The 26,499-nt window shown below is 37.5% G+C and carries 20 protein-coding genes and 1 pseudogene; 8 read left to right on the top strand and 13 right to left on the bottom strand.

Annotation, left to right across the window (positions count from 1 at the left end; translation table 11 throughout):
- Window positions 1-266: 266 nt before the first annotated feature.
- Complete coding sequence (locus JFU24_RS29235) at window positions 267-1,796, bottom strand: glycosyltransferase (protein ID WP_201251020.1); 1,530 nt, start codon at window positions 1,794-1,796, stop codon at window positions 267-269.
- 1,565 nt (window positions 1,797-3,361) lie between these two features.
- Between JFU24_RS29235 and JFU24_RS29230 the strand changes: the two genes are divergently transcribed.
- Window positions 3,362-4,225: a glycosyltransferase family 2 protein gene (locus tag JFU24_RS29230; protein ID WP_201225713.1), complete on the top strand. Its 864-nt coding sequence runs from the start codon at window positions 3,362-3,364 to the stop codon at window positions 4,223-4,225.
- A 778-nt stretch (window positions 4,226-5,003) separates the two neighbouring features.
- Here JFU24_RS29230 and JFU24_RS29225 read toward each other — a convergent pair.
- The 5 genes and pseudogenes from JFU24_RS29225 to JFU24_RS29205 all read right to left on the bottom strand — a co-directional run bounded on the left by JFU24_RS29225 (window position 5,004) and on the right by JFU24_RS29205 (window position 11,654).
- The gene (locus JFU24_RS29225) at window positions 5,004-5,258 is read right to left on the bottom strand and encodes a hypothetical protein (RefSeq protein ID WP_201251019.1); all 255 of its coding nucleotides are present in this window, start codon (window positions 5,256-5,258) and stop codon (window positions 5,004-5,006) included.
- Between the two features lie 271 nt (window positions 5,259-5,529).
- Window positions 5,530-7,986, bottom strand: coding sequence for an exosporium glycoprotein BclB-related protein (locus tag JFU24_RS29220; RefSeq protein WP_446728311.1), 2,457 nt, complete (start codon window positions 7,984-7,986; stop codon window positions 5,530-5,532).
- A 456-nt stretch (window positions 7,987-8,442) separates the two neighbouring features.
- Window positions 8,443-8,590, bottom strand: a pseudogene (locus tag JFU24_RS31435) (IS6 family transposase); the annotation flags it as partial.
- A 653-nt stretch (window positions 8,591-9,243) separates the two neighbouring features.
- On the bottom strand, window positions 9,244-10,320 hold the full coding sequence (locus JFU24_RS29215) for a glycosyltransferase (protein WP_242485523.1): 1,077 nt from the start codon (window positions 10,318-10,320) through the stop codon (window positions 9,244-9,246).
- Window positions 10,321-10,349: 29 nt separating this feature from the next.
- Window positions 10,350-11,654: an FkbM family methyltransferase gene (locus JFU24_RS29205; RefSeq protein WP_201184347.1), complete on the bottom strand. Its 1,305-nt coding sequence runs from the start codon at window positions 11,652-11,654 to the stop codon at window positions 10,350-10,352.
- Window positions 11,655-12,827: 1,173 nt separating this feature from the next.
- Between JFU24_RS29205 and JFU24_RS29200 the strand changes: the two genes are divergently transcribed.
- From JFU24_RS29200 to JFU24_RS29175, 6 genes are all read left to right on the top strand, one after another.
- Window positions 12,828-13,952: an aminotransferase class I/II-fold pyridoxal phosphate-dependent enzyme gene (locus JFU24_RS29200; RefSeq protein ID WP_201251067.1), complete on the top strand. Its 1,125-nt coding sequence runs from the start codon at window positions 12,828-12,830 to the stop codon at window positions 13,950-13,952.
- Window positions 13,949-14,584, top strand: coding sequence for an acetyltransferase (locus tag JFU24_RS29195; RefSeq protein WP_201251017.1), 636 nt, complete (start codon window positions 13,949-13,951; stop codon window positions 14,582-14,584). The genes JFU24_RS29200 and JFU24_RS29195 overlap by 4 nt, the downstream gene beginning before the upstream one ends.
- A 476-nt stretch (window positions 14,585-15,060) precedes the next feature.
- Window positions 15,061-15,927, top strand: coding sequence for a glucose-1-phosphate thymidylyltransferase RfbA (rfbA, locus tag JFU24_RS29190; RefSeq protein WP_201184353.1), 867 nt, complete (start codon window positions 15,061-15,063; stop codon window positions 15,925-15,927).
- Window positions 15,928-15,953: 26 nt separating this feature from the next.
- Complete coding sequence (rfbB, locus tag JFU24_RS29185; protein ID WP_201225722.1) at window positions 15,954-16,910, top strand: dTDP-glucose 4,6-dehydratase; 957 nt, start codon at window positions 15,954-15,956, stop codon at window positions 16,908-16,910.
- Window positions 16,907-17,761 (top strand): dTDP-4-dehydrorhamnose reductase, encoded by an 855-nt coding sequence (gene rfbD / locus JFU24_RS29180; protein WP_201251016.1) that lies wholly within the window; start codon window positions 16,907-16,909, stop codon window positions 17,759-17,761. The genes rfbB and rfbD overlap by 4 nt, the downstream gene beginning before the upstream one ends.
- Window positions 17,751-18,209, top strand: coding sequence for a dTDP-4-dehydrorhamnose 3,5-epimerase family protein (locus tag JFU24_RS29175; protein ID WP_201184549.1), 459 nt, complete (start codon window positions 17,751-17,753; stop codon window positions 18,207-18,209). Before rfbD ends, JFU24_RS29175 begins: the two co-directional genes overlap by 11 nt.
- Window positions 18,210-18,633: 424 nt before the next feature.
- Here JFU24_RS29175 and JFU24_RS29170 read toward each other — a convergent pair whose 3' ends face one another.
- From JFU24_RS29170 to JFU24_RS29160, 3 genes are all read right to left on the bottom strand, one after another.
- The gene (locus JFU24_RS29170; RefSeq protein ID WP_201184361.1) at window positions 18,634-19,410 is read right to left on the bottom strand and encodes a HipA family kinase; all 777 of its coding nucleotides are present in this window, start codon (window positions 19,408-19,410) and stop codon (window positions 18,634-18,636) included.
- A complete protein-coding gene (locus JFU24_RS29165; protein WP_201184364.1) occupies window positions 19,407-20,525 on the bottom strand; it encodes a glycosyltransferase family 4 protein in 1,119 nt (372 codons plus the stop codon). The genes JFU24_RS29170 and JFU24_RS29165 overlap by 4 nt, the downstream gene beginning before the upstream one ends.
- Window positions 20,526-20,641: 116 nt before the next feature.
- Complete coding sequence (locus JFU24_RS29160) at window positions 20,642-21,835, bottom strand: hypothetical protein (protein ID WP_242485520.1); 1,194 nt, start codon at window positions 21,833-21,835, stop codon at window positions 20,642-20,644.
- Window positions 21,836-22,413: 578 nt separating this feature from the next.
- Here JFU24_RS29160 and JFU24_RS29155 point away from each other — a divergent pair.
- Complete coding sequence (locus tag JFU24_RS29155) at window positions 22,414-23,181, top strand: MerR family transcriptional regulator (protein WP_201251015.1); 768 nt, start codon at window positions 22,414-22,416, stop codon at window positions 23,179-23,181.
- A 78-nt stretch (window positions 23,182-23,259) separates the two neighbouring features.
- Here JFU24_RS29155 and JFU24_RS29150 read toward each other — a convergent pair whose 3' ends face one another.
- The 4 genes from JFU24_RS29150 to JFU24_RS29135 form a co-directional block, all read right to left on the bottom strand.
- A complete protein-coding gene (locus JFU24_RS29150; RefSeq protein WP_201251014.1) occupies window positions 23,260-23,844 on the bottom strand; it encodes a hypothetical protein in 585 nt (194 codons plus the stop codon).
- Between the two features lie 632 nt (window positions 23,845-24,476).
- Window positions 24,477-24,704, bottom strand: a complete 228-nt coding sequence (locus JFU24_RS29145; protein WP_201251013.1) for a hypothetical protein — start codon at window positions 24,702-24,704, stop codon at window positions 24,477-24,479.
- Between the two features lie 788 nt (window positions 24,705-25,492).
- A complete protein-coding gene (locus JFU24_RS29140) occupies window positions 25,493-26,005 on the bottom strand; it encodes a hypothetical protein (RefSeq protein ID WP_201251012.1) in 513 nt (170 codons plus the stop codon).
- A gap of 193 nt (window positions 26,006-26,198) precedes the next feature.
- Window positions 26,199-26,474 (bottom strand): hypothetical protein, encoded by a 276-nt coding sequence (locus JFU24_RS29135; protein WP_201251011.1) that lies wholly within the window; start codon window positions 26,472-26,474, stop codon window positions 26,199-26,201.
- Window positions 26,475-26,499 lie beyond the last annotated feature (25 nt).

Below are 26,499 nucleotides of genomic sequence, written 5' to 3'. Positions count from 1 at the left end.
TTTCATAAACACCTTTCCCTTCCCCTTTGTATCAAAATATATGATTGACTGTTTTATGGTTTTGAAGGGGAGGTTTTTACTGATAAATTCTTAATCTAATAATTGAGAAGACAAAAAAACGGGAAGGTTTATTAACCCTCCCCGTTTTTAATTTACTTGTCATCAGGCGTGATAATAAAAGTAAGATTCAAGTTGAAATAGTCATAGTTTGGGCATTTTTTGTTAACTAGCTCCTATAGCAGCAACTCTTATCATCCTTGCAGAGGTTAAGGCAACACTACTACTTTCTCAGAACATGAAGAGCAAAACTTGGCATATTGGATACACGTTTCTATTGAATCATTCTCCTCCATTGGCCACCAGCGGATGGCTCCCATGGGCGCCCTTGACGCAAAGCTTTCGATTCCAGCAGGAATACGACCAACAATAACAACCTCGATTTCATTAAAATTGGTATCTATGCCCTTTTGAAGAGTTTTAAATAATTGGGTGTGCTCATTTGTAGGACAGGAGTGAGGAATAGGAAATAGTATGGAAACTCTAGATAATTCTTCATTAATGATATGAGCAGTTTTTCGTGCTGGATTATCTGTAGTTGTCTCCCATATACGACTATATGGCACACTCTCGGGTAAATTCAGTTCTTCCAATCTTGTGTAGATTCTCTGGGAATAATAACTGTTTAGTTCTTTTACGAGGATTTGAATCTGCTTATTTCTCTGAAAAGTAGAGTTATCTCCATTTTCATTTCGATATTGGATATAGAGTAAATCGGGAATAGATACATACTTCGTACTAAGAAACGTCCGAACTAGCATATCGTAATCGTCTGCAACCAATAGTTCTTCGCGGTGGCCTCCAATTAGATGGTAAAAATCCCTCGCCCACGCACGAGGATGATTAGGTAAACCAACCAAATGGCGGATTGTATTCCCATTGATGGTAGTGTGCCTTTGCACATTTTGCCATCGATTCATTTCATGTACCCAGACTCGATAATGAATACTAAATCCAAAACCACAATCCCAACCATACCAATGAGCATGGTGGCTCCCTACGTGCACCTCTGCACAATCCCCATAAGCAAAGCCACATTCAGGGTGTTGTTGAAATGCATCGACGATTTTCTTCAGGCAATTTGGAGTTAGGTCATCATCATGATCTACTTCCACTAAAATTTCCCCTGTACATAGACCTGCTGCATACCGTTTGATTGCCCCTATGTAGCCATTGCGGGAATCTTGGCGATACCTCCTCACACGGGGATCGTCTAGAGGGAGTAAATCTTGGTTGTATGTCTCATCCTCATCACCGGAGTCGTCTACAATAACCCATTCCCAATTAGAGTAAGTCTGATTCAATAGAGAGCGATAAGGTCGCTGAATTTTGTCTTTGGACTTGTAGCTAGCTGTGAACACGGACACTAAAGGAGTATCTGAAGAAAAACGAGTCGAAGGTAGCGCTTTACTTTCAGGGAGAGGATCGGTCCGTTTGAGCCAGCAGAAAAATAAATTGAATGGTTGAATTTCTGTTGAAGAATTGTAATGTAACCAACGTTTTCTCTCGTGAACAGGTAACGCATTCAGTGATCTAAATTCTTCCCACTCCGTTCCCAATGAAACATATACACGAGGATTTTTAGGATTTATATCCAATAATGCATCATCAGGTCCATACAACTTCACTGTGATTCCACTTTCAGCCAGTCTCATTAACATATCTTCCAATCCATCCCATGAATTTTTCTTTGAAATAAATAGGTGAGTTGTCAATAGTGGAGTATGATCCGATGACATATCCATCCCCCTTTCAGAATATCCAACACAAACTATAGATTCGTATTGATTCATGAGTAAGTTTTTATAACCATTACTCATTCTCTTCATCATATAAATTTTTTTACATCGATTATATATATAGGAAATATTAGAAAATATTACTCCATGCAACTCAAAGACAAACCCAGACGTTCATTTTGAACGAATCAGTAACATTACAATATCAACGGAGGCTGATGTTCAAAAAGAATGCATATGCCCCTCTCCATCTTAGAGCCACCAAGCAAAAAACGACGTCTATGGTCACAATCACTGCTTGGTCATGAGCTATTTTTGAAACGGTGGCAGAGAGAGTATTCATTTTCAGGGAAGATCAATTTAATTTTTCATCAGTTGAAGTCTATTACCAAAGCGATAGCAATATATTTTAGATGAAGCAAGGAGTCGTTGATCACGTATTTGTCCGAAATAAAATTATCTCGATTTTACAGTACTTTCGGCACCCTCAATAACCTGTGAACAACGAGTATTGGATAACCTATGAGCCGGCTTATTATTAGTTATTTCCCAAAGTAAGCGTTCAAGGGGGAAATAGCTATGTCTCGATGCCGAATTTCACATTTTTTACAACCCTACTCCTGGCTACGATATGGTGTGGAATAGAGTCATTTTTTGTAGATACTCGTTCGGAAAACTCGTGTATGGATGAGAAGAGCCTTTAGTGAGTAGCTAATACTGGGCGATCAAGTGGACACGTTTATTCCATATGCTACCTTTGGTACATATATGACCCTCGACTTCTATCGACAGATCCACGAATCTGGTGTACCAGTGGTTGTAGGATACTTCAAATTTATACTTGGTACCTCAAACAATTATATCAAAAAGATTTCTAGGTAATGACTGGACAGTTCAAAAAGCTGAAAGGAAAATTGCCTTATCTACGGGATGCCTATTTGGTCCAGAAGGTCCACAAAACGATGACATCATTCATTCGCTTACGAGTTAAAACATCCAATCACGGACTTATTTTTCTCCTCCTTATTATCAGCATCCATTTTTATAGGTATCCTTATACGCCTTGGCTAGTTCCGGAGAATATATCCAGTCGAATCTTAAGTTTATCTATATGGAAATAAATCACAAACAAAGATGTTCGTTTGAAGGATGGTTCCTTCAGAAAGACGATGGTGATTTGGTGTTGTGGTCGTAAAGTTCTTTAACTTTGTGAGCAAATCGGAATTCAAGGGACAGAATTTCTGGATGAACGACTTGAATTAAAAGGGCTTAATCGTAGATGATGCTCCTATTTTAGGTGATTTACTAATATCTCTTCGCTACTAAAAACAGGTAAAAATTGTATATTCCAGCACAAAGGATCCATTCCTAAAGTAACGTCTAGTTGAAAAAACAAAGAAGTTTAGTTTTCAGTTTGCAGGTACGTTAGTTAGTACATCCTTCTATGTTCATTGTTAAACGAAATCATTTAGGAGAGCCGCGATAATCGAATTGTAGATTTTGTGACAGTTGCCCCAGTGTCCATATCGGAGGGAATGTTACTATTTAGGAAGGAGGAGTATCCCGTGGTACTTCCATTAGTAAGTATAGTCATACCTGCGTATAACCGACCACATACTCTAAAAATAGCCATCGATAGTGTATTAGAACAAACCTACCCGAATATAGAAATCATCATCTGTGATGATAGTTCAGATGATCGAGTACAAGATATGCTTGTTCCTTATTTACATTCATTTCCCCAGATCAAGTATCATAAAAACGAACGGAATTTATTTCTTGAAAATTGGCACAAATGCTTTGATCTAGCATCAGGGGAATATATCAATTACTTGATGGATGATGACGTTTTTCAAAAAGAAAAAATCGCAAAAATGATCTATTTTTTTAATGAATTCGAAAATATTTCACTTGTTACTTCTTATCGACAAACCATCGATGAATCAGGTCAGTTTCTCCCCCCTATCGGTGCAACGGCTAGGCTATATGAAGAAACAAGAATTTTAGATGGAAAGATGTTGGGGAACGTTGCATTAACCCGTTGTCTCAATGTCATCGGTGAACCGACAACAGTGTTATTTAGAAAAAAAGATCTTACCGAACTTTATGGAGTATACAAAGGGAAACAGTATTCTCTTATCAATGATCTAGCTGCCTGGTTGTCATTATTATCAAAAGGAAAAGCTGTGTATATTCCGGAAGCTCTTAGTTATTTTCGAAGACATCCGAATCAAAATAACAACATACTAGGTCTAAAAACATTTAGTCAATGGTTAGATATTATAGTTGCCTCACGAGAAGATGGATTTCTTGATACGAACGATTTATTCAAAACTGCTCTTCACTCTTATCGTGAGCGAGTAAAGGATTATCATGAATTTGTAGAAGATATCAAGCAGATTGAAATGATATTAACAACCTTGGACTAAAAATCTAGCTATGTGCGCCAGTTGTTCATATACAAAGACTTAATTTCTTTTTAAAAAAGGGATTAAGGATATTAGTTATTAAGGGAATCTTAATTGTTCACCTTGGATTGTCCTTTGGTATTTTTTAAAAATTATTCCTATTATAACAATGTATGGATAACATTTTTAATAGATGCCGGTTATCTTTACCTTGATTCTGAACTTGAGAGAGCCTTTTAATTATCTCGTAAAATAAAACGAATTCTAATAAAGAAGAAATTAGCTTGCTTTCGAGCAAATTTGTTAATCTTATGTATACACAAAAGGACAAGACATCGAACGTTTGGTAATCGTCAGAGATAAAGATGTTTGTTCGACAATATGTAAAAAAGCGAATAAATGCTTGTTTCTATCACTAATTACGGGCTAATTAGTTCATCATAAGGGGAGTAAATCACTGTAAATTGCTTAATCTCTATCTTTCTCACCTTTTGGTACAGTATATAATGTATCGGTTTACCTTCATTGGATATTCCGTTTTTTCTGTGTTCGTCTTCAATTACTAAGTCGAAATTTTATTACCGATTTTCATGTCAGTATTTAGAAACATGAAAAGACCACAAAGCTTCCTATTAAAAATGCTTTGCAGTCTTCTTTCTCTTGTATTGAAATTGAATGATGCCAAAGGCGTAACAATATAAGTATTACGCCTTTGATTTCGTTCATGTTTAAAAGCTGGATATATATTGAAAATCCCACACTTATTAAAGGGTTCTCTGGTATAAATTACAACAAAGTTTCAACTACTAATGTGGCGACCGGAAGTAGCTCTTGTACCAATGCCTACAACCTGTATTTCCACTGTACCTGCAGCAGATATTAGGGCTGTTACAGTACCAACTATTGGAGCACCAGCAAGTGAAGTAAAGACTGGACCCACAGGCACTCCGTTTACAAATACCTGTGCCCCACCTGTGCTCGATGGGTCTGTCGGTAACAATAAAGGACCAGCAAGGTTCCCGGTAACACCAATACCAAATAAAGGAACCTGCACTGAACATGCAACATCACTACCAACTGGAACAGAATTTTTTCATAAATATCTTCCCATTCCCCTTTTTATCAAACTATACGATGAACTGTATTAATGATTTTTGGAGAGGGAGATTCTTACTGATAAATTGTTAATTTTAAACTGAATAGACAAAAAAAAACGGGAAGATTATTATCCTTCCCGTTTTCAAATAAATTGTTATGGGGCAATTTCTAATCGGTTTTTGTTAAACTGCAACTGATGTCTTGAATTAGAAAATACTAACAAAATGTTAATTAATCGTTATACCCGCGCTTGCAAAACCTTCAACCGCAGTGAGAACCGAAACTGCAGTATCTATAGAGAAAACCAGTAATAATTTTTCCCCTGCAGTAACCCCTAGTGCAGTTGCAGCAGTACCACTAGCTGTATTTCCAATGGAAATTATAGGTCCTAAAGCTGGTGTTAATAGTACAAAGGCGCCTGATGGAGAAAAAGTATTGCTAGCTGCAGGTGCCGTATATATTTCTGCTCTAATAGTAACTGGTGTACCTATAGTTACTGCCACTGTCGTACTAAAGAATGCAGATATTGATGATACAGTTCCAGCACGAGGTGCTACAAATGCGAAGTCAAGCACGCCCCCAATACCAGGACTTAGTGTAATTGTTCCTCCACCAATAGTAACACCTTCAAAAGAACTTCCGAACCCAATAAGACCTCCAGTATCAAGTAATCCACCTAGAACACTAGTCAATGTTACTGGGGTACCGGAAGCGAAAGGAATAATTGCACCACTCCCAGTGGCGCCTTGTGGACCTTGAACGCCTTGAGTACCAGTGGCTCCTTGTGGGCCTTGAACGCCTTGAGCACCCGTAGCACCTTGTGGGCCTTGGTCTCCTTGAGTTCCAGTGGCTCCTTGTGGGCCTTGAACGCCTTGAGCACCCGTAGCACCTTGTGGGCCTTGGTCTCCTTGAGCACCAGTATTTCCTTGTGGGCCTTGGTCTCCTTGAGCACCAGTAGCACCTTGTGGGCCTTGGTCTCCTTGAGCACCAATAGTACCTTGTGGGCCTTGGTCTCCTTGAGCACCCGTAGATCCTTGTGGGCCTTGGTCTCCTTGAGCACCAGTAGCACCTTGTGGGCCTTGGTCTCCTTGAGTACCCGTAGCACCTTGTGGGCCTTGATCTCCTTGAGCACCAGTGGCTCCTTGTGGGCCTTGAACGCCTTGAGCACCAGTAGATCCTTGTGGGCCTTGGTCTCCTTGAGCACCAGTGGCGCCTTGTGGGCCTTGAACGCCTTGAGCACCAGTAGATCCTTGTGGGCCTTGGTCTCCTTGAGCACCCGTAGCACCTTGTGGGCCTTGGTCTCCTTGAGCACCCGTAGCACCTTGTGGGCCTTGGTCTCCTTGAGCACCAATAGTACCTTGTGGGCCTTGGTCTCCTTGAGCACCAGTAGCACCTTGTGGGCCTTGGTCTCCTTGAGCACCAGTAGCACCTTGTGGGCCTTGGTCTCCTTGAGCACCCGTAGCACCTTGTGGGCCTTGGTCTCCTTGAGCACCCGTAGCACCTTGTGGGCCTTGGTCTCCTTGAGCACCAGTAGCACCTTGTGGGCCTTGGTCTCCTTGAGCACCCGTAGCACCTTGTGGGCCTTGGTCTCCTTGAACACCAGTAGCACCTTGTGGGCCTTGGTCTCCTTGAGCACCCGTAGCACCTTGTGGGCCTTGGTCTCCTTGAACACCCGTAGCACCTTGTGGGCCTTGGTCTCCTTGAGCACCCGTAGATCCTTGTGGACCTTGGTCCCCTTGAGCGCCCGTAGATCCTTGTGGGCCTTGGTCCCCTTGAGCACCCGTAGATCCTTGTGGGCCTTGATCGCCTTGAGCACCCGTAGATCCTTGTGGGCCTTGATCGCCTTGAGTACCCGTAGATCCTTGTGGGCCTTGATCGCCTTGAGCACCCGTAGATCCTTGTGGGCCTTGATCGCCTTGAGTACCCGTAGATCCTTGTGGGCCTTGATCGCCTTGAGCACCCGTAAATCCTTGTGGGCCTTGGTCTCCTTGAGCACCAGTAGCACCTTGTGGGCCTTGGTCTCCTTGAACACCAGTAGCACCTTGTGGGCCTTGGTCTCCTTGAGCACCCGTAGCACCTTGTGGGCCTTGGTCTCCTTGAACACCAGTAGAACCTTGTGGGCCTTGATCGCCTTGAGCACCCGTAGATCCTTGTGGGCCTTGATTGCCTTGAACACCCGTAGATCCTTGTGGGCCTTGGTCCCCTTGAGCACCCGTAGAGCCTTGTGGGCCTTGATTGCCTTGAACACCCGTAGATCCTTGTGGGCCTTGGTCTCCTTGAGCACCAGTAGAACCTTGTGGGCCTTGATCGCCTTGAGCACCCGTAGATCCTTGTGGGCCTTGATCCCCTCCAGAAGGTCCTTGAGTACCTTGTGGACCTTGGGCTCCTTGTGTACCTTGAAGTCCTCCAGAAGGTCCTTGAGTACCTTGTGGACCTTGGGCTCCTTGGGTACCAGTAGATCCTTGTGGGCCTTGGGCTCCTTGGGCACCCGTAAAACCTTGTGGGCCTTGGGCTCCTTGGGTACCCGTAGACCCTTGTGGGCCTTGGGCTCCTCGGGCACCCGTAGACCCTTGTGGGCCTTGAGCTCCTTGTGATCCTGGATTACCTTGAGGTCCTTGATTCCCTTGAGGTCCTTGATTCCCTCGAGGTCCATGATTACAATGAGAAGGTACGTTTACGTTCACTTTAACGTTTTGCTCTACCTTTTGTTCTTGTTTAGATTCGCATTTGCATGGACTATGTCCACAATCCGAACATTTATTATTGTCACATTTACATTTACTATGTCCGCAATCCTTACATTTTTTATGATCGCACTTGCATTTGCTATGGCCGCAATCTTTACATTTTTTTTGATTGCATTTGCATTTGCTATGGCCGCAATCTTTACATTTTTTATCTCTTTTATCCATACCCAATTTTGTATCCTCCTTTTCACAAAACATACATTATTCTATGAATATGGAGTTTATTGGCTTGGATAAAATTCGCCCAATTGTTAAAAATACAGAACCATTTTAAAATCCCTGAGCATATCCTTAAAATTCACTAGACTAAGTCACACTTTATCCAGCCTTTGTTACCCAGCTAATAAAGACAACATGATCTTCTACTAAAATAGAACAGTGGAGATAGTGAAGTATGACACGAGGCCTAGAAACATAGAAAGACCGCAATGTTTTCTTGAAGAAGAACATTGCTGCCTTTTATCTTGTTGTTTCTAAGGGGAAAATCAATAGTGTTTTCTTAGGAATCTATAACGTGATACAATCTCATCCAATAGCTCTTAAATTGATTTACATTTCATCTGACTCTCAGGTATCATTGGATGGCTAAAAGATGACGTCATACTCCATCATCATATCATCCCCATTATAAATTATGCTGGAGCCATTTGATAAGCTAAATCCCTCCATTATCTATCAAAATGAGAATACTTGGTTATAGCGCAGATACCATTTCCAATGTAATGTCAGATTCATATTTCCCTTGAATAACTGTTGATTTAAAGCTGAATTTTGCAACAAATCCCTTTTTTTCATGTTCTGAAACAATTGGGACACAAGAGGTTTAATAAATGAAAAGAATTTAGGTTTTGGTAAATGGTAATCAAGTTCTAGATATCGCTACTGGCGATCAATTTCATTTTTAAATAACGATAAAATTGGTTACAATCAATGACTACGTTGCTCTATAGGGAATAAAAAATATTGAAGGCTAGTCCGGTGAGTAATTATGTGAGTTGTCCACCAACAAAATGATGTGTTTACTTGTAAAGAGAAAAGTTACAGATAAAATTTGTAGATTTGATGAACGTTTTGAATATGAGTCTCTTTTCAAGATGATGATCCACTTTAGACCCCCATTTTTCGACAGTATCATCTATATCAAGAAAACGTTTCTCCTAACTTATATGCTCCTATTCTGTATAATTTATTTAATTATTGATTGTTGCCGAAAATGTGCGATAATTTTGATTTCACAATAACTTTAGAATCAAAATTATTTTTGATTTTAGTTGCACCTTTTATCCCAATCTCCATAGCTTGCTGGAAGTTTTTCTTGATCCAGATCAAAGTGTCTGTTATTGAGTTCACATCTGCTACCACCTCAAGATAGTCTACGCCGCTTTCAAGTATAAATTGGTCATTACGAGGATTGGTGGAAACTAAAACACATCCAGTTGCCATCGCATCAACTGCTGCTGTTGTTGGAAACCCATCCAGAGCAAACTGATCTTGAGTACCACAGTAAATGAATACATGGGATTGCTCATAAAGAATCTTTATTCTTTCAGGATTTAGTAGACCAAAAAAAGTATAATTTTTATTCGTTAGTAAATGGAGGTCATTCTGCCAATCACCTATAATATTTAGATGAAAATGTTCATCAAGTTGATTAAATACTTGTGCCAATAATGGAAAACCTTTACGTTCAGCACGATGAGCAGAAAAAGTTAATTGTATTCGTTTAGATTTAGACTTTGGAACATAAGAGTAGAAATCCGTATTGATTACTACCGGAAAATAAATGCTAGTTGGGATAACATTTAATACTTCATCAATGTTCGTAAATACCGTTTTACAATTTTGGTCAGCCATACGAAGAAATTGATCAGAAGTGGAAGGATCCAGGCCACCACCAGGATACAATGTTGTGTGGATGTTAATATCATTCTCTTTTATAAATGGACTTATATTAAATCTTGGATTTGATCCAGGCATATAGGTACCATCAGAGAGATAACAGGCACCTTGCAAACTTAAAACAAGATTTAAAAAAACACAATATATATCAGTAATCCCTTCTTTTTTTGCAATTATTTCAAAAAACTCAAACTTATAAACTGGTGTAGGAAATTCATCCATATTTAAGTCCGTTGCAAAAAAAAGAGTATCCGGTCTCTGTTTGAAAATTTCAATATTTTCCCAATAGCGAAAACCACTTTGTTTCCATGGAAAAGTGGTATCGATTACCGCAAGGCGACGTGTCATGTCAGACAAAGCACCATTTTTCATATCCAATTCAATTTAACTCCTTCCATTTCTTACTCCGGGACTGCAAAAAGAATCGTTTCTTGGGCATATATCGTATAGTGACCTAAATAGAACTTGTATTCTAAATCTAATTCTGCAATGAAGTTTACAACATTGGCAAAATCATTAACTTGATGATAGATTGCAATGGCAAGTTTAGGACGAAAAGTTTGGATAGTCTGAGTAGCCCCTTTCAGCGCATTCATTTCAGCGCTCTCTATATCCATCTTAATGAAATCAATTTTAGGAATATTTCTTTCTTTGACCAAATCATCAATAGAAATCGTTAATGTTTCTTCATTGAAATCGTCCGTCTTGGTGAATGAAACAGAACTCGCAGCTCCCTGATCCATGTAATAAAGTTTTTCATTTGATACATTCCAAAGCGGTCGCTCAACAATAGTAATGCGCTGTTTAAGATTTTCATTCAGGCCTAGATTTTTAGTCATAATCTCTAAATTACTTGGTATGAATTCTATTGTATAAACATGCCCATTTTCACCAACTTCATGAGCGAAGTAAAGTGCGGTGTCCCCAAAACACCCACCTGCATCGATAACAATATCAGCTTTCCTTGCTTTAATAGCAGGTGCAATCTTATCGTACTCATATTGCCGATCCATAAAAGTAGCGCTCAGTCCAATAGAAATGCAGAATAGCTGGAGGTCATATCCTACTGTTCTCAAATCAAAAAGGGAAAGGTTCCATCCGTGATATTTGGTCTTAATAGTCTCATTCGCGTGAATAAGATTTTGAAGGGATTGCCTTTGAGACCAATATTCATTAGTATTTAGAGGTAGCTTTACTTTCTTATTGCCCAGTAATCTAAATGCCAAAACTTTCATCAACAAATTCCGTGAGGCTTGATCTTCAAGATGGTAAAACAGTTCAATAATTCCTTGTATGTGTTTAAGAATTTCCTTTTTCTCGTTTTGTGTGTTAACAACTATCCGATCAATAGAAACTGGTACAGCCATAAGCTCAAAAAGTTCCATATCGATATTATAGTAATAGTCATTCATTGAATGCTCGAGTAGCTCTTTGATAAGTAAATCTAAGAAATCAGGAACAGGTTGAACCTTGTTTTGATTAGTTTGAATATCATGTTCGGATTTAAATAACAGTGTTCTCGACTTTTCTTTTACATATATATCATTGGAAATATCAAGAATCTTTGAAAAGCAGATTTTGGATAACTGTTGTCGACCACTGGTATAGTATATCTCACCAAGTTGCAACAAGGAGTCCACATCATGTATATCGTTAATCAGGCTTTCTTTTAATGTTCTTTCGATTGAGGCTAATTCATCTTGCATGTCGTAATTACCACCTTTTTATCCAGAAGAAAGCAATATGTGTATTATGCTGGCTCTCCTAGATATAATGTTTTCAAGGGGAGAAAAAATGCCCCCTTATTCGGTCATTTTTGGTTTTCCGATAACCTTTATTTCTCCCGCTTTTAACGAAAATCACCTAAGTCTTATAATTATCTAGCATGATAAGTACCTGTCGATTTCCTCATGCGCGATCATTTTGACATACGTTTTCTTTATCACCTTTTATCCACATTTATGCAGAGTATAATTTTTAATAACTGTTCCTGAGGTAGTTTAGTAATGATCATTTTTTTCTATTCCTAAATTCTAATGGATACAGATCATCACGAATACATTACTTCTTGATTCTGGCATTTTCAGACCAATAGCAAAATACCTTTTTTGTTGCAAAGCAATCTTTGTTTTACTTTGCTTTTTCTCTACATGAGCCATAAAACTACAATGATCCTTAGACCGGAAATTTTTATAAACTATCGGGTTACTCAATAAACCTAAAAGTTATCTCCACTGAGAATGTAACAAATATGTTTTTCTGACATATTTCTACTTCTAGTCCGATTTTCTCTTAATCCGCAATGTAATCTTATGCTAAAAATCATCTTTCAATTCCTCAGAAATATAATGAAAACTCAGCCTTGGTATATGTACTTTAGTCCGATTAAAACCACCCTGCTTTTTACCATAACTTGACACTATAGCTGATATCTCTTATATAGCTAAACGGATGTCATTGTTCATCATTTTTGAATAAAGAAATTTGAAAATTATAGGATTCCTATTAATCGCCAATTTATAGCCATAAAATTTATTTACAAGGAATATTAATGGAAGGTACACCAAAGAACTATTGTGGTTAAAATTGCAAAAAATCTCCATCAATCATAAATCGTATCATGAATGACTAGACTTAATTTTTAATTCAAGAGTTCAAGAGAGGTTTTTAAAAAAAAAGCTCAGATCTAATTAAATCGCTCAGCAGTATCAGCGTCATAACATTATACAGTTCTGTCTTTCCAACAATCCTACTTTATAGAAAAAACCAGCCATGATTCGGAATTTAAATATATTTTCGGATAGATAATCGAATAATTAGCGGCAATTATGTAAGAAAGAAGTTAAATTTATAGATTAATTGAAACGGAGATGAAAAGTATCCTTAAAATTCCGTTTTTACGACCCAACTTGGTGACACAAGACACATATGCCAATTATTTATCCCAGATTGAAAAATCCAGATGGTACAGCAATTACGGACCATTGAATACTCTTTTTGAAAAAAGAGTCCTAACCGAATACTATGAAGGAAACGGAGCGGTGCTCACGGTCAACAATGCTACCAGTGGACTGATGTTAGCTATTAATCAGAGTAAACGGCCTAAAGGGCAGTTTGCACTAATGCCTAGCTTTACTTTTTCAGCCACCCCTTTAGCGGCTATGTGGTGTGGTTTAGAACCTTATTTTGTAGATGTGAACAAAGACGATTGGTGTATGAATGAGGAACTTGTAAAAGATGCATTAACAAAATTAGGAGATAAAGTGGCGGTCATTGTTCCCTACGCAACCTTTGGAACAGACTTAGACCTATCCTTTTATAAGCAAATCCATGAGTCGGGGATACCGGTGGTTTTTGATGCTGCCCCTAGTTTTGGAACATCAGGGCGTAGTGGAGCATTTGGTAATAATTTCTCCGGCCCTATCGTGTTCAGCTTTCATGCTACTAAATCATTTGGTATTGGTGAAGGCGGCTTAATATATAGCGCTGACAAAGACTTAATAAGTCAAATTCGCCAAGCAGGAAATTTTGGGTTCTCGACTAATAGGGAAACTATATCACAAGGTCTTAATAGCAAACTATCAGAATATAGCGCAGCCATTGCTCTTGCAACTCTGGATGCCTTTCCTGAAAAAAGTCGACAGAGACAACAAATTTATCAATGGTACCTAGAGCAATTCCAACAAACCCCTGTGTTAAAAAATGAGTGGCAACTCCAAAAAACAGAAGGGGAAATTGCCCATCAATTTATGCCTGTTCTCTGTCCTAAAAATCAAAGTAATCTAGATTATGTGAAATTGCTGGCTGACAATCAAATAGAAGCACGAACCTATTTTTCCCCTACTTGTCATCAACAAAATTATTTTACATCATTCAACCGGACATTAATGCCTGTTTCCAATAATATTTCAGGACGCATATTGAGTTTACCTCTATGGGAAGAAATGAAACAAAGTGATATTGTGCAAATAACGCAAGTACTTGCCAAAGGATTGGAACCATGAAGAAAATCGTCATCTGGGGATGCGGAGGGCATGCACGTGAGGTTAATCATCTGAGTGAAAATTCAAGTTATGAGGTTATAGGATTTCTTGATGAAAGATCGGAAATGAAGGGGATAATAATAGATGATGTACCGGTATTGGGCGATCTTCATGATATTTATTCTCTTCGGAACAAGGTTAAAATTGTTTGTGCTGGTGTAGGAGACCCATCTCTAAAAAAGCGGTTTGTCACCAAAACCAAAAATGCAGGTTTTGAGATTGCTGACACAATAGTGCACCCTTCTGTTTTCATATCAAAGAGGAGCACACTTGGAGTTGGATCGATTATTTGTGAAGGAACCATTATAACCACAAATGTTCAGGTGGGGAATTTTGTTATCATTAATAGGAGTTCAAACATTAGCCATGATAATATCATCTCCGACTATGTCACGATAGGTCCTGGAGTTAATATTGGAGGTAATGTTTCAATTGGTGAAGGAGCATACATTGGCATTGGTTCCTCTATCCGTGAAAAAATCAATATTGGGGCTTGGTCGGTTATAGGAGGCGGAGCATTTGTAAAGAATGATGTTCCTGCGAAGACCCTTTATGCAGGGGTACCTGCACAGTTAAAAAAAGAGTTAGATTAGAATGTAGGTTAATAAAGCTTAACATATAGTTATAAACTAAATGGGTTCCAGTGAAAAAAATTAAGCCCAAGACAATTTCAAAATAGTTTTATGGAATGGACAATGAAAACTCATTTAATTGATAACATATCAGCCTGTTATTATTCTAATAGACAGGGTTAAAGGATACTTACACTTACTGATTATTTTATCAATAGAAACCCGATTTACTTTTATCTCAGCAAACCAAAAGAAAAGAATAAAAGGCTACAAAGCACGTTTTCAACTTAGCTTTGTAGCCTTTTTATGTCATTAAACCTCGAACTCATAAGAAATCTATATACATTTTTAAAAAATCGCACTTCATTTGCACTGAATCCAATCACATTCTTGGTGCATATGATGAAAAGGATTAATTTTTCAGTGAAGTTCAGCAACTGATAATATTTACATTCATTTTGTTTTTTAAATCTCTGTTCGAGGAGGTGCATTTAATAATGAAAGGAATCATATTAGCTGGTGGATATGGCACTAGATTATACCCGTTAACGAAAGTTGTCTCAAAACAGTTATTACCTGTTTATGATAAACCCTTGATTTATTATCCATTGTCCGTACTAATGCTTGCTGGAATTAAAGATATCTTAATCATTTCTACCCCTCTTGATACACCTCGTTTTAAAAATTTATTAGGGGATGGATCACAATTAGGAATCAAAATAAGTTATATATCACAGGAAAAACCGGATGGTATCGCACAGGCTTTTATTGTAGGAGAGGATTTTATAGGAAAGGACTCTGTATCTTTAATATTAGGAGACAATATTTTTTATGGACATAATTTCACTAAAACACTAGAAGAAGTCGTTACTCGAAATAATGGTGCGACTATATTCGGCTATCATGTTAAAGATCCTGAACGATTTGGTGTTGTAGAATTTGATGAAAATCGGAAAGTGATATCTTTGGAAGAAAAACCTGTAACTCCTAAATCTCATTATGCAATTACAGGCCTTTATTTTTATGATAATAACGTTATTGATATTGCAAAGAGTATTAAGAAATCTTCTCGTGGAGAATATGAAATTACTTCGGTGAATGAATGTTACCTCAAGAAAAACCAGTTGAATGTTGAGTTATTGGGTAGAGGATTTAGCTGGTTAGATACCGGTACTCATGAATCACTACTTGACGCTTCTTTATTTATCCAAACCATTCAAAGTCGGCAAAACGTTCAAATTGCTTGTATAGAAGAAATAGCCTTTCGAAAAGGATTTATTTCATCACAACAACTTCTGGACTTAGCTAAACCATTAGAGAAAAATGAATATGGGAAATACCTTGTAAGATTAATAGAAAATTAACAGCTATTTAATGAAAGGAGGCAATTATGAATCTTCTAGTTACAGGTGGGGCTGGTTTCATCGGTCTCAACTTTGTTCATTACTTGCTAAAGAATACTTTATACAATATAACCGTTATAGATTCTCTTACGTATGCAAGTCATCCTGAAGAAATACGTACCCTAACATCTGATTCTAGGTTACGCTTTATTAAAGGAAGCATTGTAGATGAGAAAGATATCGAAGCTGTGATGGATCAAAAATATGAAGCTATTGTTCATTTTGCCGCGGAGTCCCATGTTGATAACAGTATTAAAAATGCAGATAAGTTCATACAAACGAATATTGTCGGTACTTATCATTTATTACAACGATTACTCAAAGGCAATGCTAAAAAAATGATTCATATTTCAACAGACGAAGTATATGGTACTTTAAGCTCGACTCAACAACCATTCACAGAAGAATCCCCTCTTTCACCTAACAATCCCTATTCGGCTACGAAAGCAAGCTCAGATTTATTAGTACGATCATACTATGAAACATTTAAATTACCTTTGATTACGACAAGATGCAGTAATAATTTCGGTCCTTTCCAAAACATAGAAAAATTCATTCCAACCATTGTAAATAGGGCGCTTCACAACCTTAAAATCCCCGTTTATGGGGATGGTCTACAGATAAGAGATTGGCTGTTTGTAGAAGATCATTGTAAAGCAATTTCTCTTATTCTTGAAAATGGAAATTGGGGTGAAGTTTATAATATTGGTGGCGGAAATGAAAGGAAAAATATCGATGTCGTAAAACAAATTTTAGGAATAATGGGGAAGCCTGACCACTTGATTGAATTTGTTGAAGACAGAAAAGGTCATGACCGAAGATATGCCATTGATTCTTCTAAGTTACAAAACGAGTTAAGCTGGAAACAAACCTCTTACTTTGATCAATCGTTAGAAAAAACAGTTCGTTGGCACATGAACAAATTTAAAGGTACTTCCATATGAAGATTGTCATTACAGGTGCAGGCGGCCAATTAGGAAAAGAACTCATTCAGTTATTTAAAGAGGAAGGTTATGTGGTATTTCCATATACTAAACAACAATTAGATATTACTAATCGTACGAAAATAAAAGAAATGATTGAGAAAATCCAGCCGGATTATCTTATTAATACTGCAGCCTTTACACAAGTTGACCTTTGCGAAACGGATATAGATCAAGCTTATTTAATTAATGGAATTGGACCTTATTATCTAGCCTGTGAAGCAAAGGAAAATAAAGTGAAGTTTTTTCATATTAGTACTGACTATGTATTTGATGGTGAAAAAATTGAACCTTATATAGAAGAGGATTATCCTGACCCCCAAACAATTTATGGAAAAAGCAAACTACTAGGCGAAGAATTAGCACTAACTGCTAATGATAGTACCACAATCATTAGATCGTCATGGTTATACGGACATGAGGGGAAAAATTTCGTCAATACCATAAAAAAGTTGGCGGGTAATTCACAAGAAATCCGTGTTGTTCATGACCAATACGGTTGTCCTACTTACACTAAAGATCTTGGAATAGCAATTAATAAACTACTAACAAGACCGCATGGCATTTATCATGTCACAAACTCTGGAAGTTGCAGCTGGTTTGAATTTGCAACCGAAATTGTAACCTTCTTAAACTCACAAACAGTGGTCATCCCAGTTTCTACGGAAGAATACGGTCTTAAAACACCCAGACCTATGTATTCTATTTTAAGTCAAAAAAAGTTGAATTCCAATGGGATCTTTTTGCGAAATTGGAAAGAAGGATTACATGAATACTTAAAAAAGGAAGATGATGAAAAAAATGGCCATTGAAGGCGTTATATCAAAAAAATTAATTAAGCATTGTGATGATAGAGGATTTTTTGCAGAAGTGGTAAGAGATGATGACCATCTTTTATCTCATTTTGGTCAACTTTCATGGACAACATCTTATCCAGGCGTCATCAAAGCATTTCACTACCATGAAGAGCAAGATGACCTTTGGTTTATATCATCAGGTAATGCTCAAGTAGTTTTACATGACTTGAGAGAACACTCTGCTACCAAGGGTGAAACAAATGTTTATTATATGGGCGAAAATAATCCTAGTATTTTACTCATACCCAAAGGTGTGGCTCACGGTTACCGCGTGCTTGGCGAAAAGCCAGCAACTGTTCTGTATTGTACGACAAAGTCGTATAACGCTTCCCAACCAGATGAAAAAAGAATTCCTTGGGATGATAAAGAAATTAATTTTGATTGGGAAACAAAACATAGATAAGAACCCTATGTGGGCTCATACATCAACTAGGAAAAAAGTTTTGATCATCTTTTCTTTTACATCACACTCGAAACACTTAAATGTATTATATACAAAAGCAAGTTTACAATTTAAGTCTCTTTTTATCTTCTAATACTCTAAATATTAATTCCCCTAACCTTCTATTTGTTTCTACTAGGAAACAAATCCTTATCTTATCGAGAGCGTTTCTTTTTCTTTGAATAAAATTCCCTGTCAAACTACTTTTCTTAGAACAAAGTAAAGAGAACTAGCCTTAAGGCTAGTCTTTTTGCTAATAAAACGGTTTCAATAACGAAAATAATTCTTTTGATTCCTTCCTAGAAAATATTTAATCGTACATAATGCTCAATCCCTTGTTTGTTTCGTGCCAAATTTAAAGACTGTTACTCAATAAACATTGTAATTATCCACGGTCTTGGTGTAATGGTCGATATATATTTAGGATGAATTTCTGCACGAGCTTTGGAAGAATGTTTTTGCGGCGGCTCAGCAGCGTAGTAACCATTCCCTTTTTTTCCTCCATTGATACACCCCAGTCGTCAGGTATAAGAGCAACAATTTCTTCGATTAATAGAATAGGCATCGTCTGAATTAGTTCCAGTTGCTCGGTAAATTGTTTCTCGTCTTCGATAAATAGTGCCATTATTTGGTGAGTTGCACTTTTCAGAATCCCAACTGGAAGCCTTCCTAAATCAGGTAGAAGCCAATTGTAAGATCCGAACACTTCTGCATGGTCAATGGCCCACAATTGGTAGGAATTCAGATTTTCTTCATGTAGGAGAATGTTTTTACGGGTTCGATCGCCATTACACAACCAGTAATCAAATAAAATAATACTGGCTAGCGACTGGTGGTTGTTAATATTGGAAACATGGAAAGCTTGGTGACCATCAATACAATTGGGTACGTACGATGAGGCAAATTGAAAGTTGGTATGACTCATCTGCGCCAGTTCCGGAACTTGGGAAGAAAATTCTTGTGGAATTTCCACCAATCGGGCATATGGAATAGGGAGTCCGAGGTAACGGGCTAAACAGTAGGCGACCCATTCATTTGGTAAAGTTTTTTCAAAGCCTGGTTGAAAATACTTCACCACATAATCTTTTCCATCACTAAATGTAATGAGATGTGCGTTCGATTTCCCTTCCAGTTTCTTTTGATAAACAGTGGGCATTATCATGTGTCATTCCCCTCCTCATTCGCTCCATTTTCCATATCGCAAATATTTTGTAACAAATGAATATACTGATCAGCCACCACATTAATTGCAAATTTATTTTGAATGTGAACTATGGCTGCTTCCGACATATCATGATAGGAAGAATCTGGTTGATCTAAGATACCGTATAGTTGCTTAACCGCGTCTTCGACATTTTGTCCACGAAAGAGCAGTCCAGTTTTCGCTTTTACAACCAATTCTGTGACTGGCATCATATTTGAAGCAACAACAGGTACACCGCAAGCCATCGATTCTATAAAGGTATTGCCAAATGATTCTGATTTTGTGGTAGCGAGAGTGCATCCTCCTGATTGACGAATTTTCGCATAGACATGCGGCATTTGTTGGTAGGGAATGATTGGAAACCATTTGATGATATCTGTGAGCTGTTCCTCTTGCCATTTGGCTTCAAATTCTTCACGTTGAACGCTTTGTGCTCCTCCAATAACCCAAATTTCAATATCATCGCGCTCACTTTTAATCCTTTTTGCAACCTCAAGCAACATTGGCCAGTTTTTACGTTTGTCCAACCTGCCAATCCACCCGATAATCTTTTTGTTTTTTGGTAGTATCGGGGTACTCTCGAAATCAATTTCTTCAGTAGATAAAGGGCGGAAAAAAGAAGGATCCACACCATTGTAAATCACATTGATGGGGATGAAATCAGTCAGTATGGACACTAACCGTTTTTGATACTGTGAAGGAACAACGATGGATACCGGTTCAATTCCTTTAAAGGATTTTAAGTGAGGTTTTAACTTCATAAGTTCTGGTGTACGAGCTTCCACAATTATGGGGCCCATATACTTTGCTTTACGAATCCATTTATAGGCAGCACCTGTGTCTACAACAATGATTGCGTCATAGGCGTTTTTCTTAATTATTTTAATAATCTCCTGTTCGTTTTTAGTTAAGTAAACAGGAGCTATATCCTGCATAATGTGTAGCCCACCGTGATCTGTCGTGTACAGAAATTCTGTCTGAATTCCATATTTTTTAAAATAGATCGCGCGGTTTCTCCATCCGGCATTTACCCCTCCAACTGTGAGCAAACGCCAGATAACAAGTACTTTCATATTGGTCTCTCCTCGTTTACATTTGGGCTCCGCCTCAAATACTTAGCTTTAGAAATAGAACTTTTCTTTATTTATTGTAAGCATCATCGGGGTTGTCACGCTTATTTATGACGAGGCTATTTTGTTTTATCTCGTTTTTGTCCTTTTTTGTTGTTTGATTTATCTCTGTTCTTATCCTTATTTGTTGTCTGATTTTGCTCGTTTTTTGTCATGTTTTGTTGTTTGTCTTTATCTCGGTTCTTGTCCTCTTTTGTTGTCTGATTTTGCTCGTTTTTTGTCATGTTTTGTTGTTTGTCTTTATCTTTGTCTTTGCCTCGATTTTTATCTTTCTCACTATGTCTTCCCTTTTCAAGAAAGTCCCAATACTTATTTAACATTTCCGTTTTTTTGCTTTTTGTACTTATCTCGTTTTTTGTCCCTTTTTTTTGTTTGTCCTTTTCACTATGCCCTCCCTTTTCAAGTACACTTTCCCATGCCTGTTCATGGTAGTCCCAATACTCGTCGATTTTTCCCATTACCGTATCTGGATCAACCCCCCGTGCGAGCATCGTTTTAACCCATTCTTCTTTAAATACTTTGTGTACTAAGCCTTCTAGTTGAACAACATAATTATTCTCATCTTTTGTTGTCAACAACCTTTTATTTAGAGTTTTGACAGCATTGGTATTTTTCGGTTCTGACATGAGTACTTGGTACACTTCACGGGATATCTCTTCCATTCGGATATAGTGCATCCATTCTCCATACAACTCGGGGGCTAGTTCTTGCACATGGGATAAAAACAATTCCTTATTTTCTTCACCTAGGGAAGTCAATAATTTACGGGGATAGGGATAGACTCGATCACGCCAAACAGTCCTGGCAACATCAATTACTTTAAGACTGCCATCCTGTAGCAGGTAAATTTGCCTCTTATGATGGTCAATTCGCTCAAAACCTATTTCTTTAAACGTGATTAGCATCTCAATCAATTTAGTGGAAAGTTCTATAGTTAGTGGCTGCGATTGCAAGTATTCACGTACATCGACCCCTTTAATGATTTCCATCGCTATATAAAGCGGTCCATTCGCATAGACTTTTGGAAATAGTGTTGTGTGTTGCCCAAGGGAAAGAGCATAGTATTCTCGTTCACAGTCTTCAGTATTACCAAACAATTTCACACAAATGTCGTCAGAAAGTTGAAAAACCGCTCCCTGACGTCCTTTACCAATCATCACCAATGGCGAGTTATTGACTACCTCCACGTCTGCATTATCCACATTTTGAACTTGTATATTTTGTATGCATTGATTTAAGTATTGCGTGTCCACAAATTCTCTCCTTTCATGAAAAAAGATACATAATTCTTTCTTACCTTTTTTCCTTGCTAGATTACAAATTTATAACCTCCCCATATATAATTCAAAAATGTAAGACATTGTACGGGCTAGCATCTATTAAAATTTAATAAATTTCGGCAATGGGAAAACATTGACCATCAAAAAACACCCAGGCTTAATATATGAATTTTGAATGAAGAGAAACTATGAATGGTTTTAATTGCGAAAATAGAGAACCCACCTATATCATCAACCTTGCAGCCTTGCTCTTTTACATAATCAAGTGACGTTTTGATAATAACTTTTTCAGGCAACCACATTATTAACCTTCCGAGGTAAACTAAAAGTCATAAATAAATTCAGCTTCCGTCTTCCTATAACATCTTAAAACCAAAGTCGCACCAACCACAGATTACACGGTAAAAGACAGAATCGTGAGTCTCAAAGATGCAGATACGCACTTTGTGGGGGTTCTACAGGCCGTTTATCTACTATAAAAATATTTCAAATAACTATTGACCTTGACGCAACGTAAAGGTTTATAGTTATTTTGTCAGGAGGTAACGACAATGGAGTATACAGTGCAAAAACTAGGGTTGATAGCCGGTATTAGTACTCGGACTTTGAGATATTATGATGAAATTGGGATTCTTAAACCAGCAAGAATTAACTCGTCAGGATATCGCATATATGGTCAAGATGAAGTTGATAAGCTACAACAGATACTTTTTTACCGAGAGCTAGGTGTTAGCTTAGAAAGCATTAAAGATATAGTTACCGCACCCTCTTTTGATAGAGAGAAAGCACTGAGAGAACATCGCCAGAAGCTTCTTGAAAAAAGAGATCAATTGGATTTACTGATTTCAAATGTTGATAAAACCATTTCGTTAACAGAAGGGAGAATTACAATGTCTAATAAAGAAAAGTTTGATGGGTTTAAGCAGAAGTTAGTTGATGACAATGAAATGAAGTATGGCAAGGAAGCTCGTGAGAAATACGGGAATGACGCGGTTAACAAGGCTAATCAAAAAGTAAAAGGTATGTCTCAAAAACAATATGAAAAGGTTACAAAACTTGAGACAGAGGTGCTTGAAACACTTCATGCTGCATTTAAAACTGGTGATCCTGCTGGAGAATTAGCTCAAAAAGGCGCTGATTTACATCGTCAGTGGTTAAGCTTTTATTGGGATAGCTATACGAAAGAAGCACATGCAGGAGTTGCTCAGTTATATGTAGACGATGAAAGATTCACTTCATACTATGACGCTAAACAGCCTGGAACAGCTAAATTCTTAAGAGATGCGGTCCTCGTTTATACGGGAATGAAAAACTGTTAGGGGGGCCTTGACCCCTAATAGTAACCCTTCAATTTAAAATACTCTTATATAGGGGCTCCTGTAGCTTCTTATTATGCTTCACTGATATTTCTTAATTAAATCCAATATTGCTATCTCTATGAGATCACTCTTATTAAACTTCTGTTGGTCTGCGAACTTATCTAGTAAAGACCCAACTTCTCGATTTATGACTATGGTTTTCCTTACTTTGTCACCCTTTTTTTCTAAAGTGATTACCCTCTGATATAAATCGTCTCTATCTCCCTGGTTCTCCTTATGCTGTTCATCAAGAACATATATCCTTATCAGGTCCCTCAATATTGCTACTTCTTCTGGTGTGAAACCCGTGTGAACATTATGTTCACCTTCATTTCTTACGCTTTTCACATCGAGTGAATTAACTTGTGGTTTTCTAGGTGAATCCTGTTTCACAACGGGTAAACTAGTCTGTACGTTAATAAACTCAAACACTGATTGATAAAGGGGTTGTTCTCCTTCACCTGCATAAAACCAGACTTTAGGATTTTTGTTATGATACTCATACCCTGTATTATGCAATGCTTCCTTTAATTTTTCCTCTCCAATATTTGCCTTGTTTTTTGCAATCTTGGCTACTGTATTTCCTTTCATGGATAGCTCGTCTAATACCTCTTTTATTTTCATTATTCACACTCCCTTCACACTGTTATGACTGTTATTTCACATATTCTCCATACTGGTGTGAATTCCCTTCACTCATCTTGAACATATCCTTTAAGTGAACCTTACTTATAGCCTATAAGTAAGGTTCAGCTAAAGTTGAAGAAATCCTTCAAGGATATTCGTCTGATGGAATCATGGATAAGATGTTAAAAAAAGTGTTAAAGAGTTAAATATATTTTAAGAAAAACAGACATAGGTATATGTCTGTTTTTCTTATGCATTCGTGGTGACGCGGAGGTCTAACCCATCTACAGAAACTTTTCTTTATGGCTATAGGGCACTCTATGAGGCCTCGTACAGATTCGAAAAAATTCCACCATATCCACAAACCTCCTAATGCTAGCACCTTCATATGACCCACCCTAGGGTCTGTACAACCGCACTGTACGTAGCGGTATACGGCAAGACTACTATCATAGGGGGTGGCAGAGTGCGTCTGTCCACTCCTTATCCTCCCTACGGTCCGGTACCGTAGACAGACACCATACAGAGATTTTTTGCCATCTTAAGGCTTTCCCCGCAGTTAAATATATCAACGGTTAACTAGCTACCTGCCCCCCCTAAACACAAAACGGTTAACCGCAAAAAAAAGACTATGGAAAAATCCAATAGTCTTTGACTGAATAAGCCGAGAGATTTAAACAAAAATCAGCCTCTTTTTTATACGCTTTGTTGTTTAGAAAATTTAAAACAGCTACGATTATACCTGCTACTACTAAAAATACGAATCCTGTTTTCGAAAAAGCTTTAAGATAAAAAATTGATAAAGCAGTCATAAGTAAAACAATTATTAAAATCTTAAAAACCCAATATTTTTTCATGATTTCACCATTCACTATATGTCGTTTTTGTGTTCCCTTTAAAATTCTTGTCTTTGTAATGTACGATTTTGATCATTCCAGTTTTGTTTGCTGCTAGATATTTTTTATATAGTTTTTATAAGAAAGATACCCTTTAGTTAACTCAAATCCACCGTTCATAGTCGAGAAAAATTACTTTTGGAATTATCCTTCTTTGATTTAATCGTGGTAGATCGTTGTATATTGTTTGCTACATTCTTTTTAGAATCAGCATAAATATAAGTGTCTTCAGCCCTACCGATTGCCTTCACATCTGCTTCATGAAATCCTCCTGCAACCATTTCAGTAAGAATATCTATGTTTTTGGACATAGCATTTATTTTTTTTCATTTTTATATTACTAACAGAATTCGAATCATCCTCTAATGATAAAATTGCAAATCTAACAGCATCAGCATAATTATTAATGCCCGCTTGTTTTTAATTAGATCATCCATGATGTCTATATTTGTTTGCGTAAAACTAATTTCCAATGTACTCACTTATTAAATATCCCTTCCATTCTTCAATTATTTTCTGTTTATGGTTAATGAATATCGGCTAGTTGATGTTCACTTGGTCACCTCATTCTTTCAATACCTCTTTTTTAGGAAAGAGCATAAGGGAACCCGATATCACTTCCATTTTGGAAGGTGCTAAATAGGCTGTGCCTATTGGGTTCAAGGTACTTTTTTAGTGATATCATTTTAGGGTCACTTTTCAATCGAAAGATATAGTCTAGATATAGCGTAGATATACTAGAGATATAGTTAAATATCTCTAAAGATATAGTCTAAAATAGGAATATCTATAGAGATATAGTCAACAATTCCACTCAACTTTTGGATCTTATAGATTTTTATAAAACCGAATCTAGTATCCTTTCTTTCTGTACTTTTACTTTCATATTCATTTACTTTTTCACCGAATAATGTACCGAAATATCCAGATTTCTCTTCTCGTTTCGGTTGCAATGTAGTTGCTGTTTTTACATCATTTGTTGTTTCTACTATTTGTTTTATATTTTGTTGTACTTGTTCCGGTGTAGCAGTAAATGCTTTTTGGGCATCTTGTAAAATTAATTGTTTAATAGGCTCTTTTGCTCCGAAAGAAACCTTTTCTAATTCCTGGATCACTTTTGTTTTGACTGTTTCGGGAGCAATACCCCTTTGCTTATGAACATCATCCATGACTCTTTGAACAGTCTGACGCGCTTCATGTGGCAGTCTAGCGTTTGTAAGAATTTTCTGTACATTTTGTTGTATTTGTTGCGGTGTAGCCACATTTGCCTTCTCTATTTCTTGAATCACACGTTGTTTACTCGGAACCATTTGAACCTTTTTGAATGTCCAGAATCACCGTTTGATGATTCGGAACTACCTGGCTGTTTCCTGACTGAACATCTCGAACAATGGATTGTTTCCCTTTGTGATTAGACTGTGGAGCAGATTTTATATCTTGTTCTATTTCTTGTCTTTATGGATTATTGTTCACTTTATTGGGCTTAATATTTTGAACAACATCTTCTTGATTTGGATAACTATTCATAGATTTCGGTTGAACATTTTGTAAGGCATCTTGTTGTAAGGAGTGAGTAGCATTACTTCCAGATGGAATATTCTCTTGTCTGGAATGATCGCTAGTGCTACCCCCACTTGTTTCATGATTGATCGACTTATTCTCAGGATTTAATCGCACATTACTTGTAGCATCTAAGTTTTCAGGAGGATCTAACGCTTCTTTAAATTTCATTTTTGCTAAGATTTGCTCGTTTTTC

This window comes from Peribacillus sp. TH27 (genome assembly GCF_016650915.1).
Taxonomy (GTDB): domain Bacteria; phylum Bacillota; class Bacilli; order Bacillales; family DSM-1321; genus Peribacillus; species Peribacillus butanolivorans.
Note: the sequence above shows the minus strand (reverse complement) of the source record. Positions and strands in the feature narration are given on the sequence as shown.

Coding starts and splice junctions, on each gene's coding strand:
- JFU24_RS29150 (WP_201251014.1), bottom strand. CDS start 23,844: ATGAAAATAAAAGAGGTATTAGACGAGCTATCCATGAAAGGAAATACA.
- JFU24_RS29215 (WP_242485523.1), bottom strand. CDS start 10,320: ATGAAAAATGGTGCTTTGTCTGACATGACACGTCGCCTTGCGGTAATC.
- rfbB (WP_201225722.1), top strand. CDS start 15,954: ATGAATCTTCTAGTTACAGGTGGGGCTGGTTTCATCGGTCTCAACTTT.
- JFU24_RS29175 (WP_201184549.1), top strand. CDS start 17,751: ATGGCCATTGAAGGCGTTATATCAAAAAAATTAATTAAGCATTGTGAT.
- JFU24_RS29165 (WP_201184364.1), bottom strand. CDS start 20,525: ATGAAAGTACTTGTTATCTGGCGTTTGCTCACAGTTGGAGGGGTAAAT.
- JFU24_RS29135 (WP_201251011.1), bottom strand. CDS start 26,474: ATGAAATTTAAAGAAGCGTTAGATCCTCCTGAAAACTTAGATGCTACA.
- JFU24_RS29155 (WP_201251015.1), top strand. CDS start 22,414: ATGGAGTATACAGTGCAAAAACTAGGGTTGATAGCCGGTATTAGTACT.
- JFU24_RS29145 (WP_201251013.1), bottom strand. CDS start 24,704: ATGAAAAAATATTGGGTTTTTAAGATTTTAATAATTGTTTTACTTATG.
- JFU24_RS29235 (WP_201251020.1), bottom strand. CDS start 1,796: ATGTCATCGGATCATACTCCACTATTGACAACTCACCTATTTATTTCA.
- JFU24_RS29170 (WP_201184361.1), bottom strand. CDS start 19,410: ATGATAATGCCCACTGTTTATCAAAAGAAACTGGAAGGGAAATCGAAC.
- JFU24_RS29195 (WP_201251017.1), top strand. CDS start 13,949: ATGAAGAAAATCGTCATCTGGGGATGCGGAGGGCATGCACGTGAGGTT.
- JFU24_RS29205 (WP_201184347.1), bottom strand. CDS start 11,654: ATGCAAGATGAATTAGCCTCAATCGAAAGAACATTAAAAGAAAGCCTG.
- rfbD (WP_201251016.1), top strand. CDS start 16,907: ATGAAGATTGTCATTACAGGTGCAGGCGGCCAATTAGGAAAAGAACTC.
- rfbA (WP_201184353.1), top strand. CDS start 15,061: ATGAAAGGAATCATATTAGCTGGTGGATATGGCACTAGATTATACCCG.